A 22448-nucleotide genomic window follows, 5' to 3' on the forward strand; every position below is an offset into this window, starting at 1 on the left:
GCTAGGAAACGGCTGCGGCCCAGTCCGAAGCGAGCAGTGTGCTGGCGCCTTCGGTCTGCTTTGCGGTGAACTGTACGAGGTCGGCCGGGGGCTCTCCAACCTCATCAAGCACATCCTGGTTGACCGTCTTGGCTTCGACCATCGCGTTCAAGCGAACAGGGAACGCCCCGGCTTCGAGGTACAGGTTCTGTGCCTCATCCGAGAAGATGAACTCCTGCCACAGACGAGCCGCTGCTGGGTGAGGGGCGTCGAGGTTGATGGCCTGGTTGTAGTAGCTCCCGAGTGCAGCACCAGGGAGAATAGCTGTCTTCCACTCGATCGTGCCCTCGTTTGCTGCCGTGGCTGCAACGTTGTTGAAGCTCCAATCGATCACAACGGGGGTTTCGCCGGAGGCAATCGTTGAGGGAGTTGGGTCGAGGGGCAGGAAGTTGCCTGCCTTCTTGAGGTCAGCGAAAAAGTCGATTCCCGGCTTGATGTTGTCTGCCGTTCCGCCGTTCTGGAGGGCTGCCCACTGGACGCCTGCCGCTGCCGCTCCTGCCTGGGTCGGGTCGCCGTTCAACGCAACCTTTCCTGCGTAGTCGGAGGTGAGCAGGTCAGCGAGCTGCGAGGGTTCCTTGACCACGCCGGCGTCGTACCCAACCGACATCAGGCCGGTGTAGTCGTTGACCCACAGCCCGGTTTCTTCTTTGTTCTCGGCGGGGATGTCTTCCCAGGTTTGCACCTTGTAGGGCGCAAACTTCGCGGTTTCTGCGAGGGCGACTGCCGCGCCAAGGTCGAAGACGTCTGGGGCGGTATCCTGACCCTTCAGGTTGTCGGCGGCCTGGATCTCTTCGGCGCTCGACACGCTCGGGTCTGCCGAGTTCACCGTAATCTTGTAGGTCTGTTCGAACAGGTCGATGATCTTGCCGTAGTTGGCCCAGTCTTCTGGAAGGGCGATAACGTTGAGCTCGCCTTCTGCCTCTGCCGCGGCGACAAGCTGGTCAAAACCGCCAAAGGCGTCTGCGCTTGTTGCCGTTGTGGCGTCAACGCTTGAGGCGTTTGCCCCGTCGGTTGTGGCGTCGGCCGAGCCGGAGCATGCGCTCAGGCCAAGAGCAAGGACAGCTGCAGCGGCAACTGCAGGGATAATGCGTCGGGTCACGTTTTCCTCCGTTGAGTACCAGGCCGGCCGCTGCTGTGTTGCGGCCAATACTTCCGGGCACAGGAGAGAGCATAAAAGTGCTACACGACGGTAATGGGACCGGTCGGTGACGGCAAGGTGAACGACCGATGACCGACTCTCGTGGGGCGCGTTTTTGCTCGTGGGGTGCGAAATTTCGCGCCCCACGAGGGAAGAGACCGAGGCTAGGAGTTGAGCGTCGCGTCGAGCGTGATGCTGATTCCGGTCAGGGCTGCGGATACTGGGCAACCTACCTTTGCCGCCTCGGCAAGTTTGGCAAAGTCATCCGCTGAGATCCCTGGAACGGTAGCGGTGACCGTGAGCGCGCTCTGTGTGATCCCGGTTCCCGGCACAAAACTCACCTTTGCCGTTGTCGTCAGCGACTCTGGCGGGGTGCCGTTCTGGGCGAGCTCGTTTGAAAAAGCCATCGAGTAGCACGCCGCGTGCGCGGCTCCGAGGAGTTCCTCAGGAGTGGTTACCGAGTCAGAACCCTCTGAACGGGCTTTCCAGTTCACTGGAAGCGTTGCCGCCTTCGAGGAGTCGAAGCTCACGTTTCCGCTGCCTTCAAAGAGCGATCCGCTCCACTGGGTTGTCGCTGAGCTTGTAATTGCCATGTTGCTGTCCTTTCGATTTTGCTGAGGCTCTCGCCCGCCGCATGCTGGCGCTAGCCGTGGTTGGTGGATGCCGGCACGCTGGCGGCCGGCTGACGCTCACGGGACTCGTGAGCGAGTTTTGAGGGCCACCAGATCTTGGGGCCGATGTCGTACGTGAGGGCGGGGATGAGCAGCGACCTCACAACAACGGTATCGAGGAGCACCCCAAATGCGACGATAAACGCGATCTGCGCCAAGAACAGGATGGGGATAACTCCGAGGGCGGCAAAGGTCGCGGCCAACACCACGCCGGCCGACGTGATGACTCCTCCCGTTGCGGAAAGCCCCCTCAGGATGCCGTTGCGCGTGCCGTGCGCAATCGATTCTTCGCGCACCCGTGTCATGAGGAAGATGTTGTAATCGATCGAGAGTGCAACCAAGAAGATGAAGGCATAGAGCGGGACCGCAGGGTCTGCTCCTGGGAATCGGAAGACGTGGTTGAACACAAGGGCTGACACCCCAAGGGCTGTTCCAAAGGACAGCACAACGCTCGCAAGCAGCAAGATTGGTGCAACAACGGCCCGAAGCAGCGCCATGAGAATGAGCAGGATCACAACGAGCACCACGGGGATGATGAGGTTGCGGTCGTGGATCGAGGCATCGTTTGAGTCCACCGCGGTTGCCGTTGGACCACCAACAAGAATGTCCTCAGACACGTCGGAGTGGAGGCCAGAGCGGAGGTCGCGAATCGTGGTCTCGGCCGCATCGGAATCCGCGGTGTCGCTGAGCGTTGCCTGAAGCAACACGTTGCCGTCGCTCACGGTTGGCTCGATGCCGTGAAAGACCGGGGGCAGCGCAGCTTGAGGAACCCCGACGGGGAGAGTACCCGATGGCGAGTCACGCGCTGCGGCGACGACGCTGTTCACTCCGTCGGCTGTCTTGAGATAACTGACCGCGGCATCCAGAGAGCCCTCAGGCACAAGGATGAGGGCAGGGCTCCCAGCGCCGGCTGGGAAATGCTCAGCGAGGGCAACCTGGCCGTCGCGAGCCATTGATTCCCCAAGCACCAGATCACTCTGCGGAACACCGCTCGCCTTGAGCTGCGGCACCGCAGCGCAGGCAGCAAGCAGTACAAGCGTGCTCGCCACCCAGATGAGGCGGGGTTTGGCCGAAACGAATCGACCAACACGTGGCCATAGTCCGGTTGCTGTCGGCCCGGAAAGCGCCGGGTGCTGCGAGCCGAACGCCGGACGTCGAGGCCAGAACGCCGCGCGCCCTGCCCACATCAAGAGCGCAGGAAGGAACGTCATCGAGGCGAGCATCGAGACGAGGATGCCAACCGTCGCGACCGGGCCAAGCGCCCTGTTGCTGTTAAGATCGCTCAGCAGCAGGCACAGCAGCCCAGCAATCACCGTGCCTCCGCTCGCCGCGATGGGCTCGATGGAACCCCTGATCGCGGCAAGGGCCGCATCCCAGGTGGTTGGGAAGTCTCTGAGCGCCTCGCGAAACCGCGAAACCACGAGCAGCGAGTAGTCGGTCGCGGCACCGATCACGAGGATAAAGAGAATGCCCTGCACCTGGCCGTTGAGCAGGAACACGCCTGCCTTCGCAAGCCACCACACCACAAGGATGGTGCCCGATAGGGCAAACACACTCGTACCAAGAACGATCAGCGGAAGGAGCGGCGAACGATAGACGATGATGAGGATCACAAACACGGCGAGGAGAGCTACCCCAACAAGCAGCCCGTCGATTCCAGAGAATGCCTTGGTGAGGTCAGAGGTGAACACGGCGGGGCCAGCAAAGTACACGCTGAGTCCCTTCGGGAGATCCTTGCTCACCGTGTCACTGAGCGAGCTGACCACGGCGCTGATCGTGGCATCCGTGTTGATAAGCACGACGGCCTGGGCCGCTTTTCCATCGTCTGACACGGTCGCTGGCGAGCCTCCAAGCACCCCGTTAACCTGTTCAGCTGCGGCAACGGCGTCGCTAATCGCGTCGGTTTGTGTGGCGGTCAGAGCCGAATCGGAGGTGACAAGGATGACGGCAGGAATTGAGCTCCCGTCACGGAACCCGTCAAGCGATTTCTGCACCTGCGTCGCCTCGGCGCTGTCGGGTAGATACGTGGTCTGGTCGTTGCTCGAAACTTCGCTGACCTTGCCAAAGTAGGGACCGCCAACGGCACCAACCGCAAACCACGCGACGATGAGCACGGCGGGAATGGTGATGCGCAACCATCGAGGCGGCCTGCGCCTCCCCTCGTGAGCGCCTCTGTTGTTGGCGTGCTCAAGTGGGTGTCCGGCGGCCTCGGTGTGATGCTTCACGCTGCCGACTCCTCAACACGGACATTCGCGGCCTGCAAATCCACAAACGCCTGCGCGCTTGAGGCAGGCGCCACCCCCGCAACAAGATCAAGAAACACTCGGACGCTCAGCCCTACGGCAGCGGCGTCGAGGGCCGAGGCCCGGACACAGTAGTCGGTTGCGAGGCCAACAATGTCGATATCGGTGATGTCGTTTGTGGTGAGGATCGCCGCGAGGTCGGAGCCATCGCGGGTGTGCCCTTCAAAGGCCGAATAGGCGGGGATACCCTGGCCTTTTTCGATATGAACGGTGACACGATTCGCGTCAAGAAGCGGGTGATACTCAGCGCCCGTTGTGCCTGCCACGCAGTGCACCGGCCACGTCTCTGAGTAATTCGGGGTGGCGTCGCCCGCAGCAAAATGTCCCCCGTTGAGCGAGCCTGCGGTGTGCCAGTCCCTGGAAGCGACGATGAGCGAGTAGTCATCGCCATGTGCCTCGAGCAGCCTCGTGATACCTGCGGCAACGGCTGAACCTCCCGTGACGGCAAGGGCGCCGCCCTCGGCAAAGTCGTTTTGCACATCAACGATCAGCAGCGCGCGACGCATCGTTTCCTCCCCCGATTGACGGTTCACCTGCAACTCTAGCCGGTTGCCCCCGAGCCAGCGATGGAAGTTGGCGATCGGCTTCGGTCGCACACAAACCATTCAGAGTAAGGCTTTCCGGCCTATCCAGGCGCTGAGTATCACAACGCTGATACCCTTGGCACGGCGGCAGAGGAGACCCCTCGAGCCTGGCCGCGAGTTCCAGAGGAATGCACTATGACCCTCATGATTAACAGCATCTACATCGACGGCGAGCTGCAGCCACAATCACCAACACTTGAAGACACCTATGCGCGTCTGCACAGCGACGGAGGCATCGCGTACATCGCCCTGCATGAGCCTCCGGAAGCTGAGCTCAAGTCGGTTGCCCACGAGTTTGGGCTACACGAGCTGGCCGTTGAGGATGCCCTCCGCGGCCACCAGCGCGCAAAGCTCGAACGCTACGGAGACACCCTGTTCGCGGTGCTCCGCCCTGCCGCCTACCTTGATGCCGAGGAGACCGTTGAGTTCGGCGAAATCCACGTCTTTGTTGGGCCTAATTTTTTCATCAGCATTGTGCAGGTTGAGCCACGCGATGACACAATCATCTCGCGCAGCCTCGAACGCATCAAGCGCAAGCCTGAGCTCTTCGCGATGGGCCCGCAGGCCCTGCTCTATGCGCTTTTCGACTCGGTTGTTGATGCTTACTCCCCCGTCGTTGACGGGCTTGAGCAAGATATCGACCAAATCGAAGAACAGCTGTTTGCCGGCAACTCAGAGGTCTCGCGGCGCATCTACGAGTTGTTCAGCGAGGTTGTCGAGTTTCAGCGCTCCACCCGCCCGCTCGTCTACATGCTCGAAGCGCTTCTCAAGGGGGCAGATAAATACGGTGTACCTGTTGAGCTGCAGCGCAGGTTCAGGGATGTTCGGGACCACGTTATCCGCATCGTTGAGCGCTCCGACTCGTTCAGGACACTGCTGCAGAACGCGCTGACGGTGAACTCAACGCTTGTTGCGCAGCAGCAGAATGACGACATGAAACGCATCTCAGCTTGGGCCGCAATTTTCTTCGCGCCAACGCTCATCGGTTCGATCTACGGCATGAACTTCGACATCATGCCTGAACTGCATTGGGAGTGGGGCTATGCGGGGGCCGTCGGAGGAATGGTGCTGCTCGCGGTCTTCCTCTACTTCGCCTTCCGCCGCCGCAAGTGGCTGTGATCGTCAAAGAACTCAGTGTTCTTCTATCGTGTATGAGCCAGAGTTGTCGGTGAACAGCGCCGTTTGCCCTGGCTGCGCATCCCGCGTAAACCGTGCAACCTGCGGGAAACGTGCGACAAATTCGTTGGTTGACCATATCTCGTGGTTCGCGGATTCGTCCATGTAGGCATCGGATTCCAAACCGGTAACGGACTCCAGCATGGTGCCAGTGAACGTGACCCAACGAGGTGGGTGCTCGGCGTGTAACTTCGTAATGATGACGGGGGTATCGGCGGCGACCGTTCTGCCGGCAACCGTGTCCTCTCTTGAAACGTCGAGCAACGCGTCGACCGAACCCGCAGCATCAACCAGAAGTTCCCAACCGTTCTGCGCAGCAAACGTCGCCTCCGCATCGGTGAGGAGCCGCAGCGTTCGTACATGGCCGCAAAGCTGCCCATCGGCAGAACGCACCTCGTCAAATGCGACACCCCAGCGTGAGGAGGTTGCCATGATTGCCGAGATTCGCGTCCCGTCAAGAAATGGCTGGGGGTTACGCCAGGGCGTGTTTACCGGTGGTACCCGACGGTTGGTGGCGATGTCATCGCATACGATGGCAAGCGCCACACGCGCAGCACCCTGTTGTCCATCAATTACCTCGACGGCAAGCTCTACCCGCTCACCAGAATCCGTTGGAAGCCGAGATGCTCCCGACGTCATGAGCGTCACCAACCCGTTCGCGAGTCGCTTCTCTACAACACGAACAGCACCACCAATAGGTTCACCAAACGGGACAGGATCAACGCCAAGCGCGTCAAAAACGTGGCCGGGAAACAGGTCTTGCCCAGGCGACAGGTCAATAGCATGTTCACTGGATGCGTCGCGCCCAGACGCACTTGCCCGGTCGTTTGCCTGCTGACGCCGCCGATTCAGAAAACTCATGCATTCAGTTTCCCACCAAATTAGCAGGGTGCAACGCGCAACTACGTCGCGCTTGCCTACCCTCGTGCCAAGCCGAATAGCCGGGCTTCCGTTCGATGAACGATCACAGCCGCGGCGCGGAAGTCCTGATGACCCCGCACCGCGGCTGCGATTCTGCCGATGCTAGCTCAGCTGGCGGCGGCGACTCAGGAGCAGCGCTCCAGCGCCAGCGATGATCAGCACGATGAGGGTGCCAACCAACGCGTTCACGTCGCCACCCGTGACCGCGAGCCCTGCCGTCGCAACCGCGTGCGTCGTGGTGCAATCCGGGTTCTCATCAGCCGCGGCAACACATACGCCGCCAGGTGAGGCCGGGCGCACCTTATTGACCAGCGTGCCGTTACCGCCGGTGCCAACCGTGACGGAGTAGGTGATGGTCACCACCTGTTTGACGGCAAGATCCCCTGTCCAGGTGAGGTCGGTGCCCGCCAACCTTGCCTGACCGGACGAAGCAGCTACGTCGTTGGTCCAGGTTGCGTCGTCGAGCACGCGGCTCAGATCATCAATCACCTTAACCTCGCGGAGAGCGCCGGGGCCAACCTGCGATACCTGAACCGTGTACGTGATCTTTTGACCAGCACCAACCGTGGTTGTCGAAACTGGGTTCGACGTTTTCGACACGGTGTAGGTTCCAGCCAAGTGCTGCGTGCCACAGTTCACGTCGCTGCCGTCAACAACTTCACAGCCTGGTGAGGTCACAACGTTTGTCATGACGCTGTCAGCCCGATCAGCGGCTTCGTTCACCGTAACCGAGTACGTAATCGTGGCGACGCCACCAACGGGAAGCGTTCCTGACCACGAAAGGCCGGCATCGATGACGAGGACGTCTCCTGTGCTGGCTGCGGCATCGTCGTTAAACGTGGCGTCGTCAAGCACCGCTGACAGGTCATCGGTGAAGACAGCGTCGGCCGCGGCTGTGCCAACCTGGCTCACTGTGACGGTGTAGTTGATGATGTCACCACCGTTGACCGACGAACCTGACACCGGATCCGAGGTCTTGACCGTCACGTAGTTCGCCACGAGGATGCCGGCTGGATCGCTGTTGATCGACGGCGCGTCAAGCGCATCGACTGGAGTATCGGCTGTTGCGCTTGCCGTGTTGACGACGTTGCCTCCGAGGGACTCGTCGAGCGTGACCGAGAAATCATGCGCCTCAGACTCGCCAGACGCCAACGACGCGACGGTGAACGAACCCTGTGTTGGGAACAGGTCGTCGGTTACCTCAATGCCCGTCAGTGTTCCCTGGCCGGTGTTTTCGATCACAATGCGGTAGCTCACGGTGTCGCCGGTGCGGAAGCTTGGGTAGTCTGCGTCGTCGTTTGCGTCGTGCCATTCACCCTTCGCGTCCTGCACGTACTTCTTCAGCGATGCAGAATACGAGTTGGCAACCGTAATGGGTGCTGAGGTGCGCATGACGAGGGCGGTGTGCTCCCCCCTTGCCTGTGCACGGTTGACGAGGGCGTCTCCGCCGATCGCACCGTCGGTTGCAACGGCAACCGTGAACTGTTCCGTTGCGCCTGGCTTGAGTTCTCCGCCAATGACGCGGACCGCGGTTGCGTCGGCGCTGAAGGTTTCGCTCCAGCCGTTCGTGTTTCCCGTCGTATCGCCGGCAGCACCGTTTGCGGGGTTTGCGGGGTCGTCGCTCAGCGTTGCTGGATCAGCAGTCGTGTAGTACACCGTCGCTCCCGCTGAAGCGGTGACCTCGGTCAGGCTATACGTACCGCTAAACGCTGTTCCACGGCCGTCGCCAACATACGGAAGTACGTCGATAGTGTCGGTAAACGCCTGTGGAAGCGGATCGGTCGACTTGACGGTGACGGTCCAGGAACCATCACCAACGCCGTCGCCGTTCACGTTCGGGATGAACCCTTGATCAGCTGATTTACCGATGATCGTGCGACCGGACGAGCCAACCGTGACTTGGGCGCTTCCGATAACAACAAGGCCCTCAAACGAAATCGAAACCTCGTTTTTCAGGTTCTGCCCTGGTACAACGGTGTCGTCGGCAACCGCGTCATACGTGATGAGGTGATGCTCGTTTGTCTTGACCGCGTCGATCGCCCAGGTCAGTACCTGACGGCCATCGCCGTTGACACTCACGGTTGGCTCGACGGATGCCGTTGCTGGCACGTACGTCATGCCGAGCGGCAGCGTGTCAACGATGCCAACGCCATCCACAAATTCGGGAACAACGCCCGTACCGAAGAGCTGGTAATCGAGGGTGTACGTTGCTGGAGCGCCGGGGGTGACAACTTTCTGGTCAACGGTCTTTGCAATGATTGGCGTCGCTGAAACAATCTTGAACACGTCACGAGCAATTGTTGTCGACGGGTATCGACCGTTGGCGACCGCGTTGCGGTCAGGGTAGGCGTTTGGCATGCTCCAGACGCCCTCAATCATGGCTGCGGCGGATTGCCAAACATCCTGGCCGATGGGGGCATCATCCTTAACCGTTGAAAAAACGTTGAGGCCAGAGCGAACAGGGTTTCCCTTGATCTCGGTGAAGTCAAATCTGATTCGTACGGCTTTCACGGTGCTGAGATCGGATGGCTCGGTTGTTGTCCAACCGGCCGCGACGCCACAGTCAAATGTGTTGGGGTTGTACCCGGCGTTTGTGGGATCAACACGAGCGTCGCCTCCAACGTAGTATTCGAGGGGAACATCAAGCTGAGCCTGCTGAGCCGTGTCGAACGTGAGGTACTTGGTGTCGATGATGTGGCAGTAGCCGTACTTCGCGGTATCGACGCTGCCCTTATTTCCAAAATCGCCTGCAACCAGTTGCATGACCTGCGTGCCACGCGACACCCGATAGTTGTCGTCCCAGTTGAGCGCTATCGATTTGGTGTAGTTGCGCTGCCAGACTGAGCTCCAGTTACCAGGCCAGGTGATGAGCTTCGTTGCTGAGTTATTCGAGGCGTCATCAATGGATGTTGCTCCGCTACCCGGCGCAACATACGTTGGCGCGTCGACGGTGAGGGTTGTTCCAACGTTTGACGTCGTCTCGACGCGGAACTTGATCTGCCCGCTTGCGACGGCAACCTTCCCGTCTGGGATGGCCTTGCCAGCCGAATCCTTTGTTGGGGCAGCGACCGCCGAATAGTCGATGCCTGTGAGGGTCAGTCGGAACTGCGTGGCAGAGAGCTGCACAAAGTCGCAGGTTCCCACAAACGGGGAGACCTGGTCTGCGTCGTGCGATCCGCCTGACCACGGGTGCCCGGCGGCGCTGCCAGTGGTAAAGGCCGAACATGCGGACGGCGCAACAGACATCGCCCTCGCTTCGGTTCCCGCGTAGTCGATGAGGTACGACACGGAGTCGGGGCCTGCCTCGGAATCACGGTTGTGGAACAGCGTCCACTGGAACTCCATGTCAACGGTCGTCGTGCCGAACGCCACCTTGTTGCTCGGCGTGGTCCACACCATGTCCATGCCAAATGCGTTCTCGATGGGAATCTCGGTTGTGCCCGCTGGCTGTCCGTTCGTTTCGCCGTTTAACACAACGGCGTCGCCCTTTGCGCCCTTCACAACCGCAGGGACGAGCGCAACGACCGCGGTTCCCATTGCCTGCGTTCCCGTGTTGCAGGTCAGGGTGAGCCCATCACTCGAAATACTCGACGGCGTTGTCACGCCGGTAACGAGGCAGGCATCTGGCAGGTCGGTGAAGTATGAGTTGGTAGCGGACACCGAGAACGTGACGTCGTCAACATTGCCGTTCTGCGCGGCTGGCTGGTCGTCGTTCACGTTAATGTGCCACTCGGAGTTCACCACGTCACCCTGGCTGACGGATGCTGCTGTTCCGTCGACCCAGTTGGCCGTGATTTCGTATACCGGTGCTGCCGCAGCGGAAAGCGTCGGCAGTGTTGCTAGAACGAGGCCGGTGAGCACGCCAGAGGCGAGACCCTTCCATGTTCGAGATTTCGCGCGAGATGTAAACATCCTGCCCCTAACAGTCTGTTGCTCCGCAACAGTGACGCTGCGGAATGTTCAATTGGGTGAAGTTCAGCAAGCTCTCGGTGACCAAATTGGCGCACTGAGACGTGCGAAAACTCCGCACAACTGAACCCGGCGACCACCCCTTTCATGGCCACTCTCACTTATTTGACCACAGAATAGACGGGACACAAAGTTACATACAATAAACTTTTTTGTTTAAGAACAACGGGGCCCGCACGCACCAAAACCAGCGAAATGTATTGTTTTCAGGCGCGCCAATTCACGCCGAGAATTGCGGGGCAATTGTGGGAACAGACGACGCTCAACGAGCGCATCCGGTAACGAGCCGTGTGTTATTTCATCTTGCGGCGCTTGGCAAGATTCATCCCCATAAAGATGACGAGCATGACCACACCGCTGATCTGCAGCGTGAGCGCGGTCCAGGCTGCACCGACGTTTCCGGGAGTCGCCACAACGATGATGATTCCGATCAGAATACACAGGCTGCCGGTGAGCGGGAGAACAGGAATCTTCATATCCTTATCGTACCCGGACGACAGAATGGCCCGTTTCGCTCGGCAGCGAAACGGGCCATCGGTCTCGGTGACCCCCACGGTGTCGGCGGTCAGGGCCGACGGGGTAACCACCGAGCTAGGCGCGGCGGCGGCGCAGCGCCAGTGCTCCAAGAACCATCAGGACCAGGCCAACAACCGCAAGGGATGTGGATGCCGGCGCTCCGGTGACGGCAAGCCCGGGGGCAGGCTTGTTCGCAACCCCGTCATCGGGAGGAAGAACGGGCTCTGGTGCCGGATCAAACGTGTTGATCACTGAGATCGCAAGCTCCTGCGCACGCTCGGGCGACCCGGTATCCACAACGATCGCGTTCTCGTAGGAGTCGAAGTTAACCGAAGACCCCGTTGCGTCCCCCGCATCCGTCTCCGTCGCGAAGCAGTGCGAGCCAAGCGGCAGCGCGATCGGCTGACCCTCATCATTTGCGAGCACAACCGTCTCACCACCGACGATCTGGATGCTCTGCGAGGCAACCGTTCCGCGAACGGCGTTGCCCTCCGCCGATGGCACCTCTACCTGGCAGGTCACGAGCACGGTGAATGTGTCCTCGGCGTGCAGCGATGCTTCCGCGCCATCGAGTTCTTTCGTGACGCGGACGGTTCCGGCCGAGAACTCGTTGACGATCGTCGCCGTGACGATGTTCGCGAGTTCCTCGTCCTGCACAACCGTCACGGTAACGGGCTCTGGGAGGGCGTCGGCTCCCCCAGCATCCGTCTCCGTCACGGTGCACTCGGCACCGATGGGAAGCGGAGCGAGCGCCTCCGACTCAAGAACCGTTTCATCGCCCTCACGTTGCAGCGTGACCTCGTCGGCGAACACTTGCTGGTCGTTGAAGGTGCAGGCTACGGCGAAGGTGAACTGGCCAGCGCCAAACGCTTCCGCGCCGGAACCGGTCAGCTGCTTGTTAATCACGAGGCCGCCGGCCTCAAAGGTGTTGGTGACGGTAGCGGCATACTCCGCGTTGCTCGTGACAATAGCAAACGCACCGGACGGAGTAATCGCTGATGCAGTTGCGCCACCGGCGTGTGGCTCGGTCACCTCACAGGTCGCGCCGTACGGAACGGCAAACGAAACCACAGAACCATCCGCCGCAAGCACAGCATCCTCGTCAAGAATGATCTCGTCGCCGACGGCACACACAAGATGCGCGGTAAAGGTAGTGTTTGCGAACTCCGAACCTGCTCCATCAACCACCTTGGTGATCGTCAGGCCCGCTGCAAGCACCTCAACGGGAACGCACTCGGCCGATGGATCGTCAAGGCACGGATTCTCTGTGCCGGTGCCGCCGTCAACCTTCCACGTGTTGGTCTGGTTTCCGGTGACACCGGGTTGAACCGTTGCGGTCACACGCCAGGCCAGCGTCGCACCGGATTCGATCGGCACACCTGCCCAATTGATGGTGTTGGTTGCCTCGTCGTAATCCACCCCGGCCAGGGCCGCTCCGTTGAGCCCAATAACCGAGTCAAATTTCAGTCCGGCCGGCAACGTGTCTGTACCCGTGATCGTGCGCTGCACGGCGTCAGGGTTTGAGACCGAAACCGTATAAATGAGCGTGTCACCGGGTTTTACCGTCGTCGGGTCGATGTCCTCATTGAGCGTCTTGGCAAGCAGCAGCGGGATGCCGCTCGAGGTCGCGGTGATACCCACCTTGGGCGGCGAGTTCGGGTTCAGCGCTCCGCCGTCGAGCTTGACGGCTGCACCAGCGATTGAGTTCCAAGCGATCTGCCCCTCAACAATTGGCGGGACCGTCATGATGACGTTGGCAGCAAACCCCTCGCCAGGCGCATAGGTTGCCGACGACACAAGGCGAATGGCGGTAATCGTCGACGGGTCAGTCGGCGCGGTCGAGCTCCAGTCATCAATGCAACCAGCATTCTTGGCGTCGGGGAAGACCTCGTTACGGCAGGGATTTGCCTCCTCACTGTATTCAACAGTGACGTTTTCGGGCAGCTCGCCAAGGGATACATACGTTGCCTGGAACTGGCTGTTGCGCGGTTTCCCCGCAACGGTTCCGCCAACACCCTGGTCGCCAGGAACGGGGAACACGTCGTAGATTACTGCGCCCTTGAGCGGGACGCCTCCGGTGTTCTTCCAGCCAAGCCCAAACGTGACGCTCCCGCCCTTTGTGCCGACGATGCCGACTCCCGGATATGCCTTTGGCGCTGCATCCTCAGCCCCCTGAACCGTCTTGGTCGTTTTGAAGGACGCGCCCCCGGTTGGCGGAGGAACGACCAGGTTGGCCGTCGAATAGCAGGTTGCATCCGAAAGCGAACCGTTGCCGTTGAGATCGATTGCCTCGGTGTTCGACTGCAGGTAGGCGGGACTCTGCTGACAGGTCTTCAGCAGGGCCTCGTCCGTAAAGTACACCTGCGCCACGTTGGCATACGTGCCTGGCTCATTGATGTATTCAACGGTGAACTCTGAGACCATCGTTACCTGGAGCGAACCATACGCCTCAAGCTGCGCTTTTGGCACGGTCACACGGACCAACTGACGCCCGGTTCCCTCGAAGTTGTTCAGCACCTCTGTGGTTGGGGTCAGCTCATGTGTCACGCGAGTTGAGTCGCCCTCAACGGTGGTGGCAACGGTCGAGTTCTTGTCCGTCGAGCGAATCTTCATTCCCTGCGGCAAGAGGTCTGTCACCACGAAGTCCTCTGTTGAGGTGCCAAAATTGGACAGGCGCGCCGTCAGTTTCATCGATGTGGTGCCAGGGCCAGTTGCGTTGAGCTTGCCGAAGGACTTTTCGATCCCGATCTGGGGCGCGTTGATGACGTAGAGATCCGCGCTGTCTTTTGGCTGCGCGCGAAGGGTTGACTCGTCCTTCCAATACACCTTTGCAGAAGCTTCGTTGTGCACGATCGTGTTCTCTTCGGCCCGCGGGTCGACAAACCCGAAGACTGCCCAGCGAATCACGGGACCGGAGAGTCCGGCGTCACGGGGGAACATGAGTTCGGCAACATCCATTCGTTTGAGGTCGGGGATGCTGTAGTTCCCGTAGTGGTCGCCACCCGAGGTGCGCACCATGTCAACAAGCGTGCCGTCTGCGTACCGAATCTTGGGAACGTACGCGTTCGTGAGATTCGGAACTCCACCAGAGCCGTCAGTGTGCACGGTTACCGTCTTCACGTGGAACGCAGGGGCCGCGCAGTACTCGCCAACAGCCTGCGATCCGTAGATCTGCTCCGTCCGGTTGGTCAAGCACGGAACAGGGTCGGTAATGTCGAGCTGGAAGCCTGCGCCAGACGGCACCCCGCTCCAGTACTGCATCTTGTATCCGGCTTGCTTCATACCGGAATCTTGATTCGGAGTGTAGTTTCGCAACCAGTCACCGCTTGCGACGTTTGCCGCTCCAAGCCAATTGCCTGGGTAGGTGGTGTGCGAGTCGGTTTCGAGGCCGGATGCCCTGCTCGACGCAGGGGCATCACCGTCGCGCAGTTGGGCGAAGGAGTCCTTGCTGAACGTCCCAACCGGGTACTCACCATCGCCGACGACGGTGAGCCCAGCTTGAGACTGCTTCTGAGCGACAACCTGGCCGTCAGTCGTGACTGAGTCGACGGTCGCGGTGTTGGTGATCTTGCTGCCGTATGCGGCGTCATCCGCAACCTTCGCTTCAACCACAAACGAGGCGGTCCCATCACCATCGACTGCCGAACAAGCCGTTGGCAGTGTGCCGCCGGCGAGATTCCAGGTCAGCGTGCCGCCTGCGCCGACGGCCGCGGCTGGCGTTGAGGAAACATACGTCAAACCGGCTGGCATCGAATCGGTGACAACCATTGAATCGGCAAGGATCATCCCAGTTGCCGACCGCGTGCACGAAACGGTGATGGTGTAGGAGACGAGCTCTCCAGGTTCAACAAATGCGCTGTCGTTGACGGATTTGGTGATCCCGTGTGTCAGCCCGGATGTGGCCTGCCCAACGGCGGGCTTCTCGGCAACGGCAGGGTTGAAGTTGCTTCCCGTTGCCGTTGGCAGCAGCGACCAATCCGTGTTGTTTGGCGTCGTGAAGTTCGGCGGAGTGATGTCCAGCTGGAACTGCAGCGATTCGCCTACTGGAACGGCGCCAAGGCGAAAGATAACTTGCCCATCAATGATGTCTACCGACTCAATATAGTCGGAGGTCCCAATTCCGATTTCCAGCTCAGGCAGCAGGGCCTTCAGACTGTCAGTCAGCGGAATCGTGATAACCGTATCGGTGCAAGCGGATGCCTCATTCCCTGTGCCACCGCCGAGCTGGTCGCAGCTGAAATCGATGTCATACGTGAACGGCATTCCCGATGCCCGTGGCGAATCAGAGGCAAGCCGAATCCCTACGCTTGCTTCTGTTTCGGTGGCCGCGGCAGCCGGCGTAGCCCCTACTATGCCACCGAGTCCAAGCGAGCCGGCCACGATTATGGCAAGCGAAAGTTGCGCGCCTTTGTGGCGCGCCAAATTGAATAGCATCTGTAGTTTCCCCCCGGAAGTTTGCTATGAATCCGCTGAAGACTAACAGGGCGAAGACGCCGCGCTTTGCCAGATTCTGCCCATCTTCCGGTAGGCGCGTTCTTTTCATCCAGGCTTTTCACCTGAAACATACCCGGGGCCTCTGGGTGGGTGAAAGGCACGGGTGATGCCCAGAACCGAGTCTCGGTCAGGGGCGTTCTGAGGCGCTCCGATGCAATTGAGCTACCTCAGGAAACGTTCTACTCTGCGCTTCGGCGACGCCGGTGTGTCACAACAAGCATCACGAGGCCAGCCGCGATCATGAGCGACCACGCCCAGCCGGCGACACCGTCACCGACGCCAGTAACAGAGAGCCCGTCACCCGGCTCCGCAGGCGGTGCTGGCTGTCCTGGAGTTGTCGGCGCGGGGGTGTCTGTTCCCGGCGTTGACGGGCTCGGAGTTGGCAGCGCCGCGTCAGGAAGGGTAACCGTGTAGGTCACGAGCTGCACTTGACCGAGATTGTCGGTGTAGCGAAGCGTGAAGCGGTCTGGGCCGACACCGCGTTCATTGGCAACATAGGTGATCGTTCCGTCGGCCTCGATAGTCACGGAACCCTGGGTTGGTGCGGACGCAACCTCAATTGGGTTGAGCGAAGCGGCGGCATCCGGATTCAAGAGGTCGGGATCGAAGGTGATGGATTCCCCGCCCTCAAGCTTGCCAAGATCGGTTGCTGCCTGGGCGACAGGCCCCCGCTGAACCGTGACGGTGGCAAGTGCCGTCGACGTTTGCCCCTGTGAATCAACGATTTGGTATCGAACCTCAACCAAGTATTCCGTCTCGGCATCGCCCCAGAGGTGCGTCGGAGTCACAACAAGCTTGCCTGCACTCACGCTGACGGTCGCGTCCGAATCGGTTGTTGGTGCGTCAGGGCCAATTGTAATTTCGTGCCCGGTGTCGTTTGCCAGAACGTCAACCGACGTTGTCGCATCCGGAATGCGAGCCGTATCGTCTGCCGCGCTGGGCAGAGCGACCACCGTGACGGTGACCGTTGCCGTCTCAGTAACCCCAAGCACGTTGGTGTACCGATAGGTGAAGGTGTCTTCGTAGGTTTGCTGCCCAGCAAATTCGTCTGGCCATGTCGAAGACGGCACGTAGCTCACCGTCGAAAAGCGCAACGGCGCGACCGGTGCTACCAGCGAAGCTGCGCCGTATGACGGCGCTGTATCGATCGCAACGGTGTCGGCCGTATACACGCTGCCGGGTGCAGCTGGCAGAACGATTGTGTCGTTGTCGGTGACCGGAATCATTACCCCGGCACCCCCTATCGAGACGCTCGCGAAATCGTCACGAAGCACAGGGTCCTCGATCTGCTCTTGGTAGAGCAGCGTCTGGGTCACCGCGCCGCCTGCATCAACCGTGACCGGCGCCGCAAGTATGTGTGACCAGCCAGCGGAGGCTGCTGGGCTCAACATGATTTGGTACTGCCCCGCGGCAACCGGCGGGAAGAGGAACGAACCGTCGGCAGCAACCGCTGCGGTTGCAACAAGCCGGTCTCCATCTCGAAGTTCAAGCCCAAATGCGGATACCGGCCAGGGGCCGTCGGCGGCCGAAACTACCCCGTCAAAATCGAGGTCACGGAGAACCGTTCCGCTGATAGTAGCCGCCGATGAGAGGAGCGTGCGGGACGCACCAGCTGACGTGGTGATGTCTGAGCCCGACTCTGCAATCAGTCGCATCGAAATGTTGTTGTTCACCTGGCCGGTGAGCGCAAGCGCTGGAACCCTAACCTCGAGCGTTGCCTCGCCAGAGTACTCCGGCGCGAGGCCGTTACTCGGCGTCAGCCGAAGGGCCGTAACTCCGGGCGGAACCGTGCCGCCAAGGGCTTGCCAGGTCACACCGGTCGCAGCGTTCTCGTTGCCCGGCGTTGCAATAGCGGCGGCAACAACCGCGGCAGGCGTCGTCGTGTACTCGATGCTCACCGTGCCCTGCGCGACAGAATCCATTGCGGCAACGGCGGAAACCAGCTCGACTGACTGTCCAAGCAGCCCCGTTGTGCCGCGAGCATCGCCGTCATACGGGAGGACATCAACAAATGCGGTTTCGGTAAAGGTCTGCGCTGAGGCATTCGCCCAACCGATCGTGTACGTCACCGTCTCGCCTGGGCCAACGTAGCCAGGCTGCACCGTCGTTGCCGTCTTTGACGATTTAAACGACGCCGCCCCAGAAACGGTCAGTCGTGCGGTAAACGTGCGGTCCTGCGCAAGCATCTGGGCCGTTGCATTGGTTGTTCCCGAAAAATCGGCAGGGGTTGGGTCGGCATCCGATTCTGTCAGCAGGGTTGCGGAGGCGACCGTCGGGATGGGCGTTGTCATGAGCGCTTTCACGGGGAACTGCAGCGCATCGTGTTCAGCCGCGTGGCCCTGATACGCTGCCGGGCCAGCGGCACCAGCAGGAGCAGGCAGGTCGCCGAGGTCAAAGGTGATAACGGCGGGCGTGCCTGTGGCACAGTTGCTTCCGGGTATCCCTGGGGTCAGAGATGCGTTGGGTGGCAGCGCGAGGGCGACCGGCTCAAGGCACGCGTTCGGCATTGTCACCGTCATCCGGGAGTTGGTCGAAACGGAGCCAGCTGTCCCATCCGGGCCAACCGGTCCAACCGTCACCGGAACGATCCTCAGACTCACGATATCGCCACGTTCCGCGCTACCAGCTGGATAGCTCGCCCCGTCAACAGGCAACCACTCCATGGTTGCGCGGAGCAAGGCCTCGGCCGTTTGCACGTTTCCACCAAAAGCCGACGAACCGGTTCCCGTGTACGTTGAGCGGGCTGCGGCTCTATCGTCAGAACCAAACTGCCAGAACCAGGGAAGACCCGTGTTCACAGCGGCTCCTGCGGTCTCGACCGAGCGAATAAGCGGCGTGACCAGACCAAGCGTTTGGTTTGGCTGCAGGTCCTGCAGGTAGCGCACCCTGATACTCGAAACGGATGACGCCCCACCGGCAAGCGCCGCAGGGTCACTCACCCAGGTCATTGCCGGATCACTAAACGAGAGTCGAGCCTTTCGGTCTGCATCACTCGTAAACGCAAAATCGGTGTACTCCAGCACATACGACGAGGGTGGCAGGAGAGAACTCTGTCCAACCGTTGTGTAGCTGTAGAAGGCGTTACTGGCACCTAATGGCCGCAGCATGACCTGCGGGTTGCCAGCAAGGTTCAGCAGGGCCGGGTCCCAGGTAATACTGCCAAAGGTGTTTGCGGTTGGATTCTCTGACGCACCGGAATTGTAGACCCCGGTTAACGCGTTAAATGCCTGGCCGGGCACAACAGCCTCTGTGCCGAGCGTGTAGCCGTGGCCGTCTCCAAAAACGTGACCGCTATGGTCGCTCGCATCGGTCCCGTTGAGGCTGCCAACAACGGTGGCCCCCGCGGCTCTCGTGAAGACGCTGCTATAGCAGGCAAGATCGGCGTCAGGCACAACCGCGGCACAGGTGTGGCCAGGTTCTTGGCCTGCTGCCGTTCCCGATCCAAAGTTAGACGCGTTCGAGAGCGATTGGGGGTCGAATCCAAAGACCTGTCCGTTGAGCGTTGTTGGCACCCCAACCGGAATGTTTCCCTCGTAGGCGACAAAAAAGTTCAGCGTGTACTGGGCAATCACCCTGGAATCGGCACCCATTGCCGAGGAGGCCAGCCCGCCAACCGTTGGGTTCAGGAAGTTTGCCCGAGCGTTGGTGACCGTAAACTGCACGTCGCTTCCGGGCCCACCCGGTTGGGAATACGTGATGGTTCCGCCGCCCTGCGCGATCGAGGCGCCCTCAACGATGGCGCCGGCCGGAACCGTTGCCGAGAAGGTAAAGGGAGACGCGAGCGCCTCATACCCAAAGAATCTTGGGTTCGCCGCATCAGCGTTTGCTCCGAGCGAAACGGAGATGGATTCTCGGACGCCACGCTGTCCGCCAACGATCACGCCAGCGGTCGGCCGGTTATTAAAAACTGCGAGGCTCGTCTGGGGCGTTGCCGAAATTGTGATGGGCACGGACGAGGCGACGGTGAGCCCGTCGACGGTCACTGAGGGGGTGACAACCGCTCCGTGCGCGATGGCTCCTGCCCGAGCCGAAACCGAGATGACGTCTGTTCCCGAACCGAACGTTCGATCGCAGGTCAGGACGTTTCCGTTGGCGCTGATTGAGCCACCGGCTGGTCCGGTGCAGACGGTTGCATCTTTTGAGGCGTCGGTCCACACCATGCCTGTGGGCAACGTAATCACAAACTGCGAGGTTCCGGCCTGATTGGTTGAGACAACCATCTCCCATGTTGCCGTGTCTTGGGCGCGAAGGATGCCGTTATTTGCGCCGGTGTCGCGGCCGTCGCCTGCCGTCGCGTCAAACGGGGCCGTTCCGTCAGCCAGTACGTTCCAGGTGACGCTCGTCACGCCGGCGGCACTCGCTGGGGAGCCACCGGCGAGAATCGAAGCGCCAGCAACAAGAACCGAGGTCAGCAGAAGCGACGCGACGCGACGCGCGGTTGAACGAACAACCGCAACATCGGCCCGACCAGGCCTGGCCGCTTGTCTGTGAAATCGATTGACGTTCCGCATGCGTTCTCCCTAGTGAACGTTTCAGGTTGACTGGTGTGCCACCGTTCAACCCTCTCAGCATATTTACCCTAAGCAATCAATCATACGCTCAGTCACTCCAATGCTCGATTGAAAAATCACTCGCGCCAAGGCTCGACGTGGGCTCAGTCAATCCGGCCGCCTAGGACCACGGGCCGCCATCGGGGGTAAACATCTCCCCAACGACCATCAACCCCCATACAACAACGCTCGACACAAAGATGACCACCCAGCACCCGATGCCCCACAACGGCAGTGTGCGAGCAACCTGCCGACCGGATTGAACGGCATGAAGTGAAAGCGAGGTGATGACAATCGACACAATACCAACGGGGAGATACAGGATCAGGTCGGGAAACCAGGAGGAAGGGCTCGTGAGATGGGCCCAAGGAATCGCGATAGCAGCAATCGCAATGGTTGCGAAGTTCATCACGGCCAAGATAGCGAGTGCAACCCCGCTCTCTCGACGAAAGATTCGAGAAGAGGAATGCCCTGGTGAAGGAACATCGGGGGTACGGAGCACGTGTGAAGCGTAACCGTGTGACCTGGCAATGCTCTGATGGACAGTGCTGAGTCTTGGCAAAGAGGGTTCTCCCACATTGGCTCCGTGACAGCGTCACAGCTGTCCGGCACGCTGGCCGGTGGTTGCCGACCATTGCCTCCAAAAGTGTTGGCAACCCGCTGTGAACGGGCAAAAAAGGCGCACGGTACGGTAATCTAAATCGTCGCGATGCCATCGGTTCGCGACCCTTTTCCTAGCGTCGCCAACTGCGTTGCCCCCCCCGATTCTGTTGAGAAAGCCCCCGCTATGTCTAGCATGCCCCCTGCCTCGCTCGAAAGCCTTCGTCGCGCCGTTGATGCGCTCCCCAACGACGTTCCATTGCGGCTCCTCCTGATGCGCGAGTTAGTCGCGGAGGGTCACTACGCCGAGGCGGTCCAACAGGGCAGTCAAGTGCTGGCAGAGGATGCGGACAACAGCCAAGCGATGACGCTCATGCAGTCGGCCCTCAACCGTATGACCGGGGCAACTGCTCCCACGGATGCTCCGGCAGATTCAGGGCAACCCGCAAATGCAGAGCAACCAGCACCTTCCTCGGAAACACAACCCTCGGAATCCAACTTCGACTGGGACGCCGCCGCCAACGATCTTGGCGAGATCGCACAGCCACGTTTCGCGACAACAGTAGAGCCCATCGATCCTGGCCACGGCACCACATCCGCCCGCTTCGACCAGCAACAATCAGCGTTGAGGCTCAGCGATGTTGCCGGAATGGACGATGTCAAAGCGAGGATCGAAGCGAGCTTTCTCGCCCCCATCCGGAATCCGGAAATCGCCAAAATGTACGGAATGAGCATGCGCGGTGGGCTGCTCATCTATGGCCCGCCCGGATGCGGCAAAACCTACCTTGGTAAGGCACTCGCTGGTGAGCTTGACGCCACCTTCATCTCAATCGCTATCTCTGACATCCTCGACATGTACATGGGCGTGTCCGAGCGAAACCTTCACGACCTCTTTGAAGAGGCGCGCGCTTCAACGCCGTGTGTGCTCTTCATCGACGAGGTGGATGCTCTCGGCGGAAAGCGAGCTGGGTCCGCCTCCTCGTCAATGCGAAGCACGGTCAACCAACTCCTCGCCGAACTCGACGGTGTGCAGTCGAACAACGACGGCATTTTTGTTGTTGGTGCGACAAATGCACCGTGGGATGTTGATCCCGCACTTCGGCGTCCAGGCAGGCTCGACCGAACCGTGTTGGTGACCCCACCGGATGTCGCCGCCCGCGAGGCTATGTTCCGTTCGGCACTCGCCGCGAAGCCCATCGCAAACATCGATGTAGCGGCGCTTGCCCAGGCCACCGAGGGATTCTCCGGGGCAGATATTGTGCATATCTGTAACACCGCAACTGAGCGAGCACTGATGGATTCTGTGCGCACCGCCACCGTCCGCCTGATCTCCATGAAAGATCTCAAGGTCGCCCTCAAAGAAGTCAAACCATCCGTCGGCCCGTGGTTTGAGACGGCGCGAAACGTGGTCGAGTTTGCAAACAAGTCTGGCGACTACGACGAACTCGCCGAATACCTCGCACAGCGGAAGCGTCACCGATGAGCAA

The 22448-nt window shown here is 60.4% G+C and carries 12 protein-coding genes; 2 read left to right on the forward strand and 10 right to left on the reverse strand.

From position 1 onward, the window contains the following. Position 1 precedes the first annotated feature (1 nt). The 4 genes from FHX76_RS15300 to FHX76_RS15315 form a co-directional block, all read right to left on the reverse strand. Positions 2 to 1138 (reverse strand): ABC transporter substrate-binding protein, encoded by a 1137-nt coding sequence (locus FHX76_RS15300; protein WP_167152199.1) that lies wholly within the window; start codon positions 1136 to 1138, stop codon positions 2 to 4. Positions 1139 to 1341: 203 nt separating this feature from the next. Next, positions 1342 to 1770 carry an OsmC family peroxiredoxin gene (locus FHX76_RS15305; RefSeq protein WP_167152201.1) on the reverse strand — a complete coding sequence of 143 codons (429 nt, stop codon included), beginning with the start codon at positions 1768 to 1770 and terminating at the stop codon, positions 1342 to 1344. A gap of 50 nt (positions 1771 to 1820) precedes the next feature. Continuing rightward, positions 1821 to 4073, reverse strand: a complete 2253-nt coding sequence (locus tag FHX76_RS15310; RefSeq protein WP_167152203.1) for an MMPL family transporter — start codon at positions 4071 to 4073, stop codon at positions 1821 to 1823. Next, positions 4070 to 4657, reverse strand: coding sequence for an isochorismatase family protein (locus FHX76_RS15315; RefSeq protein WP_167152314.1), 588 nt, complete (start codon positions 4655 to 4657; stop codon positions 4070 to 4072). Before FHX76_RS15315 ends, FHX76_RS15310 begins: the two co-directional genes overlap by 4 nt. A gap of 213 nt (positions 4658 to 4870) precedes the next feature. On the opposite strand from FHX76_RS15315, the gene FHX76_RS15320 reads away from it, so the two are divergent. Further along, entirely contained in the window at positions 4871 to 5854 is a 984-nt protein-coding gene (locus FHX76_RS15320; RefSeq protein WP_167152205.1) for a magnesium and cobalt transport protein CorA, read from the forward strand. Positions 5855 to 5866: 12 nt separating this feature from the next. Here FHX76_RS15320 and FHX76_RS15325 read toward each other — a convergent pair whose 3' ends face one another. The 6 genes from FHX76_RS15325 to FHX76_RS15350 form a co-directional block, all read right to left on the reverse strand. Beyond that, the gene (locus tag FHX76_RS15325; protein ID WP_167152207.1) at positions 5867 to 6772 is read right to left on the reverse strand and encodes a suppressor of fused domain protein; all 906 of its coding nucleotides are present in this window, start codon (positions 6770 to 6772) and stop codon (positions 5867 to 5869) included. 162 nt (positions 6773 to 6934) lie between these two features. Continuing rightward, on the reverse strand, positions 6935 to 10744 hold the full coding sequence (locus FHX76_RS15330) for a DUF7927 domain-containing protein (protein WP_167152209.1): 3810 nt from the start codon (positions 10742 to 10744) through the stop codon (positions 6935 to 6937). 350 nt (positions 10745 to 11094) lie between these two features. After that, complete coding sequence (locus FHX76_RS15335; RefSeq protein ID WP_167152211.1) at positions 11095 to 11277, reverse strand: hypothetical protein; 183 nt, start codon at positions 11275 to 11277, stop codon at positions 11095 to 11097. Between the two features lie 115 nt (positions 11278 to 11392). Next, on the reverse strand, positions 11393 to 15751 hold the full coding sequence (locus FHX76_RS15340; RefSeq protein WP_208402759.1) for a DUF5979 domain-containing protein: 4359 nt from the start codon (positions 15749 to 15751) through the stop codon (positions 11393 to 11395). Between the two features lie 239 nt (positions 15752 to 15990). Further along, the gene (locus FHX76_RS15345) at positions 15991 to 20322 is read right to left on the reverse strand and encodes an Ig-like domain-containing protein (RefSeq protein ID WP_167152214.1); all 4332 of its coding nucleotides are present in this window, start codon (positions 20320 to 20322) and stop codon (positions 15991 to 15993) included. Between the two features lie 160 nt (positions 20323 to 20482). Further along, on the reverse strand, positions 20483 to 20863 hold the full coding sequence (locus FHX76_RS15350; RefSeq protein WP_167152216.1) for a hypothetical protein: 381 nt from the start codon (positions 20861 to 20863) through the stop codon (positions 20483 to 20485). 285 nt (positions 20864 to 21148) lie between these two features. On the opposite strand from FHX76_RS15350, the gene FHX76_RS15355 reads away from it, so the two are divergent. Next, a complete protein-coding gene (locus FHX76_RS15355; protein WP_167152218.1) occupies positions 21149 to 22444 on the forward strand; it encodes an ATP-binding protein in 1296 nt (431 codons plus the stop codon). The last annotated feature ends 4 nt before the right edge of the window (positions 22445 to 22448 follow it).

It is taken from the genome of Lysinibacter cavernae (assembly GCF_011758565.1).
In the GTDB taxonomy this organism is placed as follows: Bacteria; Actinomycetota; Actinomycetes; order Actinomycetales; family Microbacteriaceae; genus Lysinibacter; species Lysinibacter cavernae.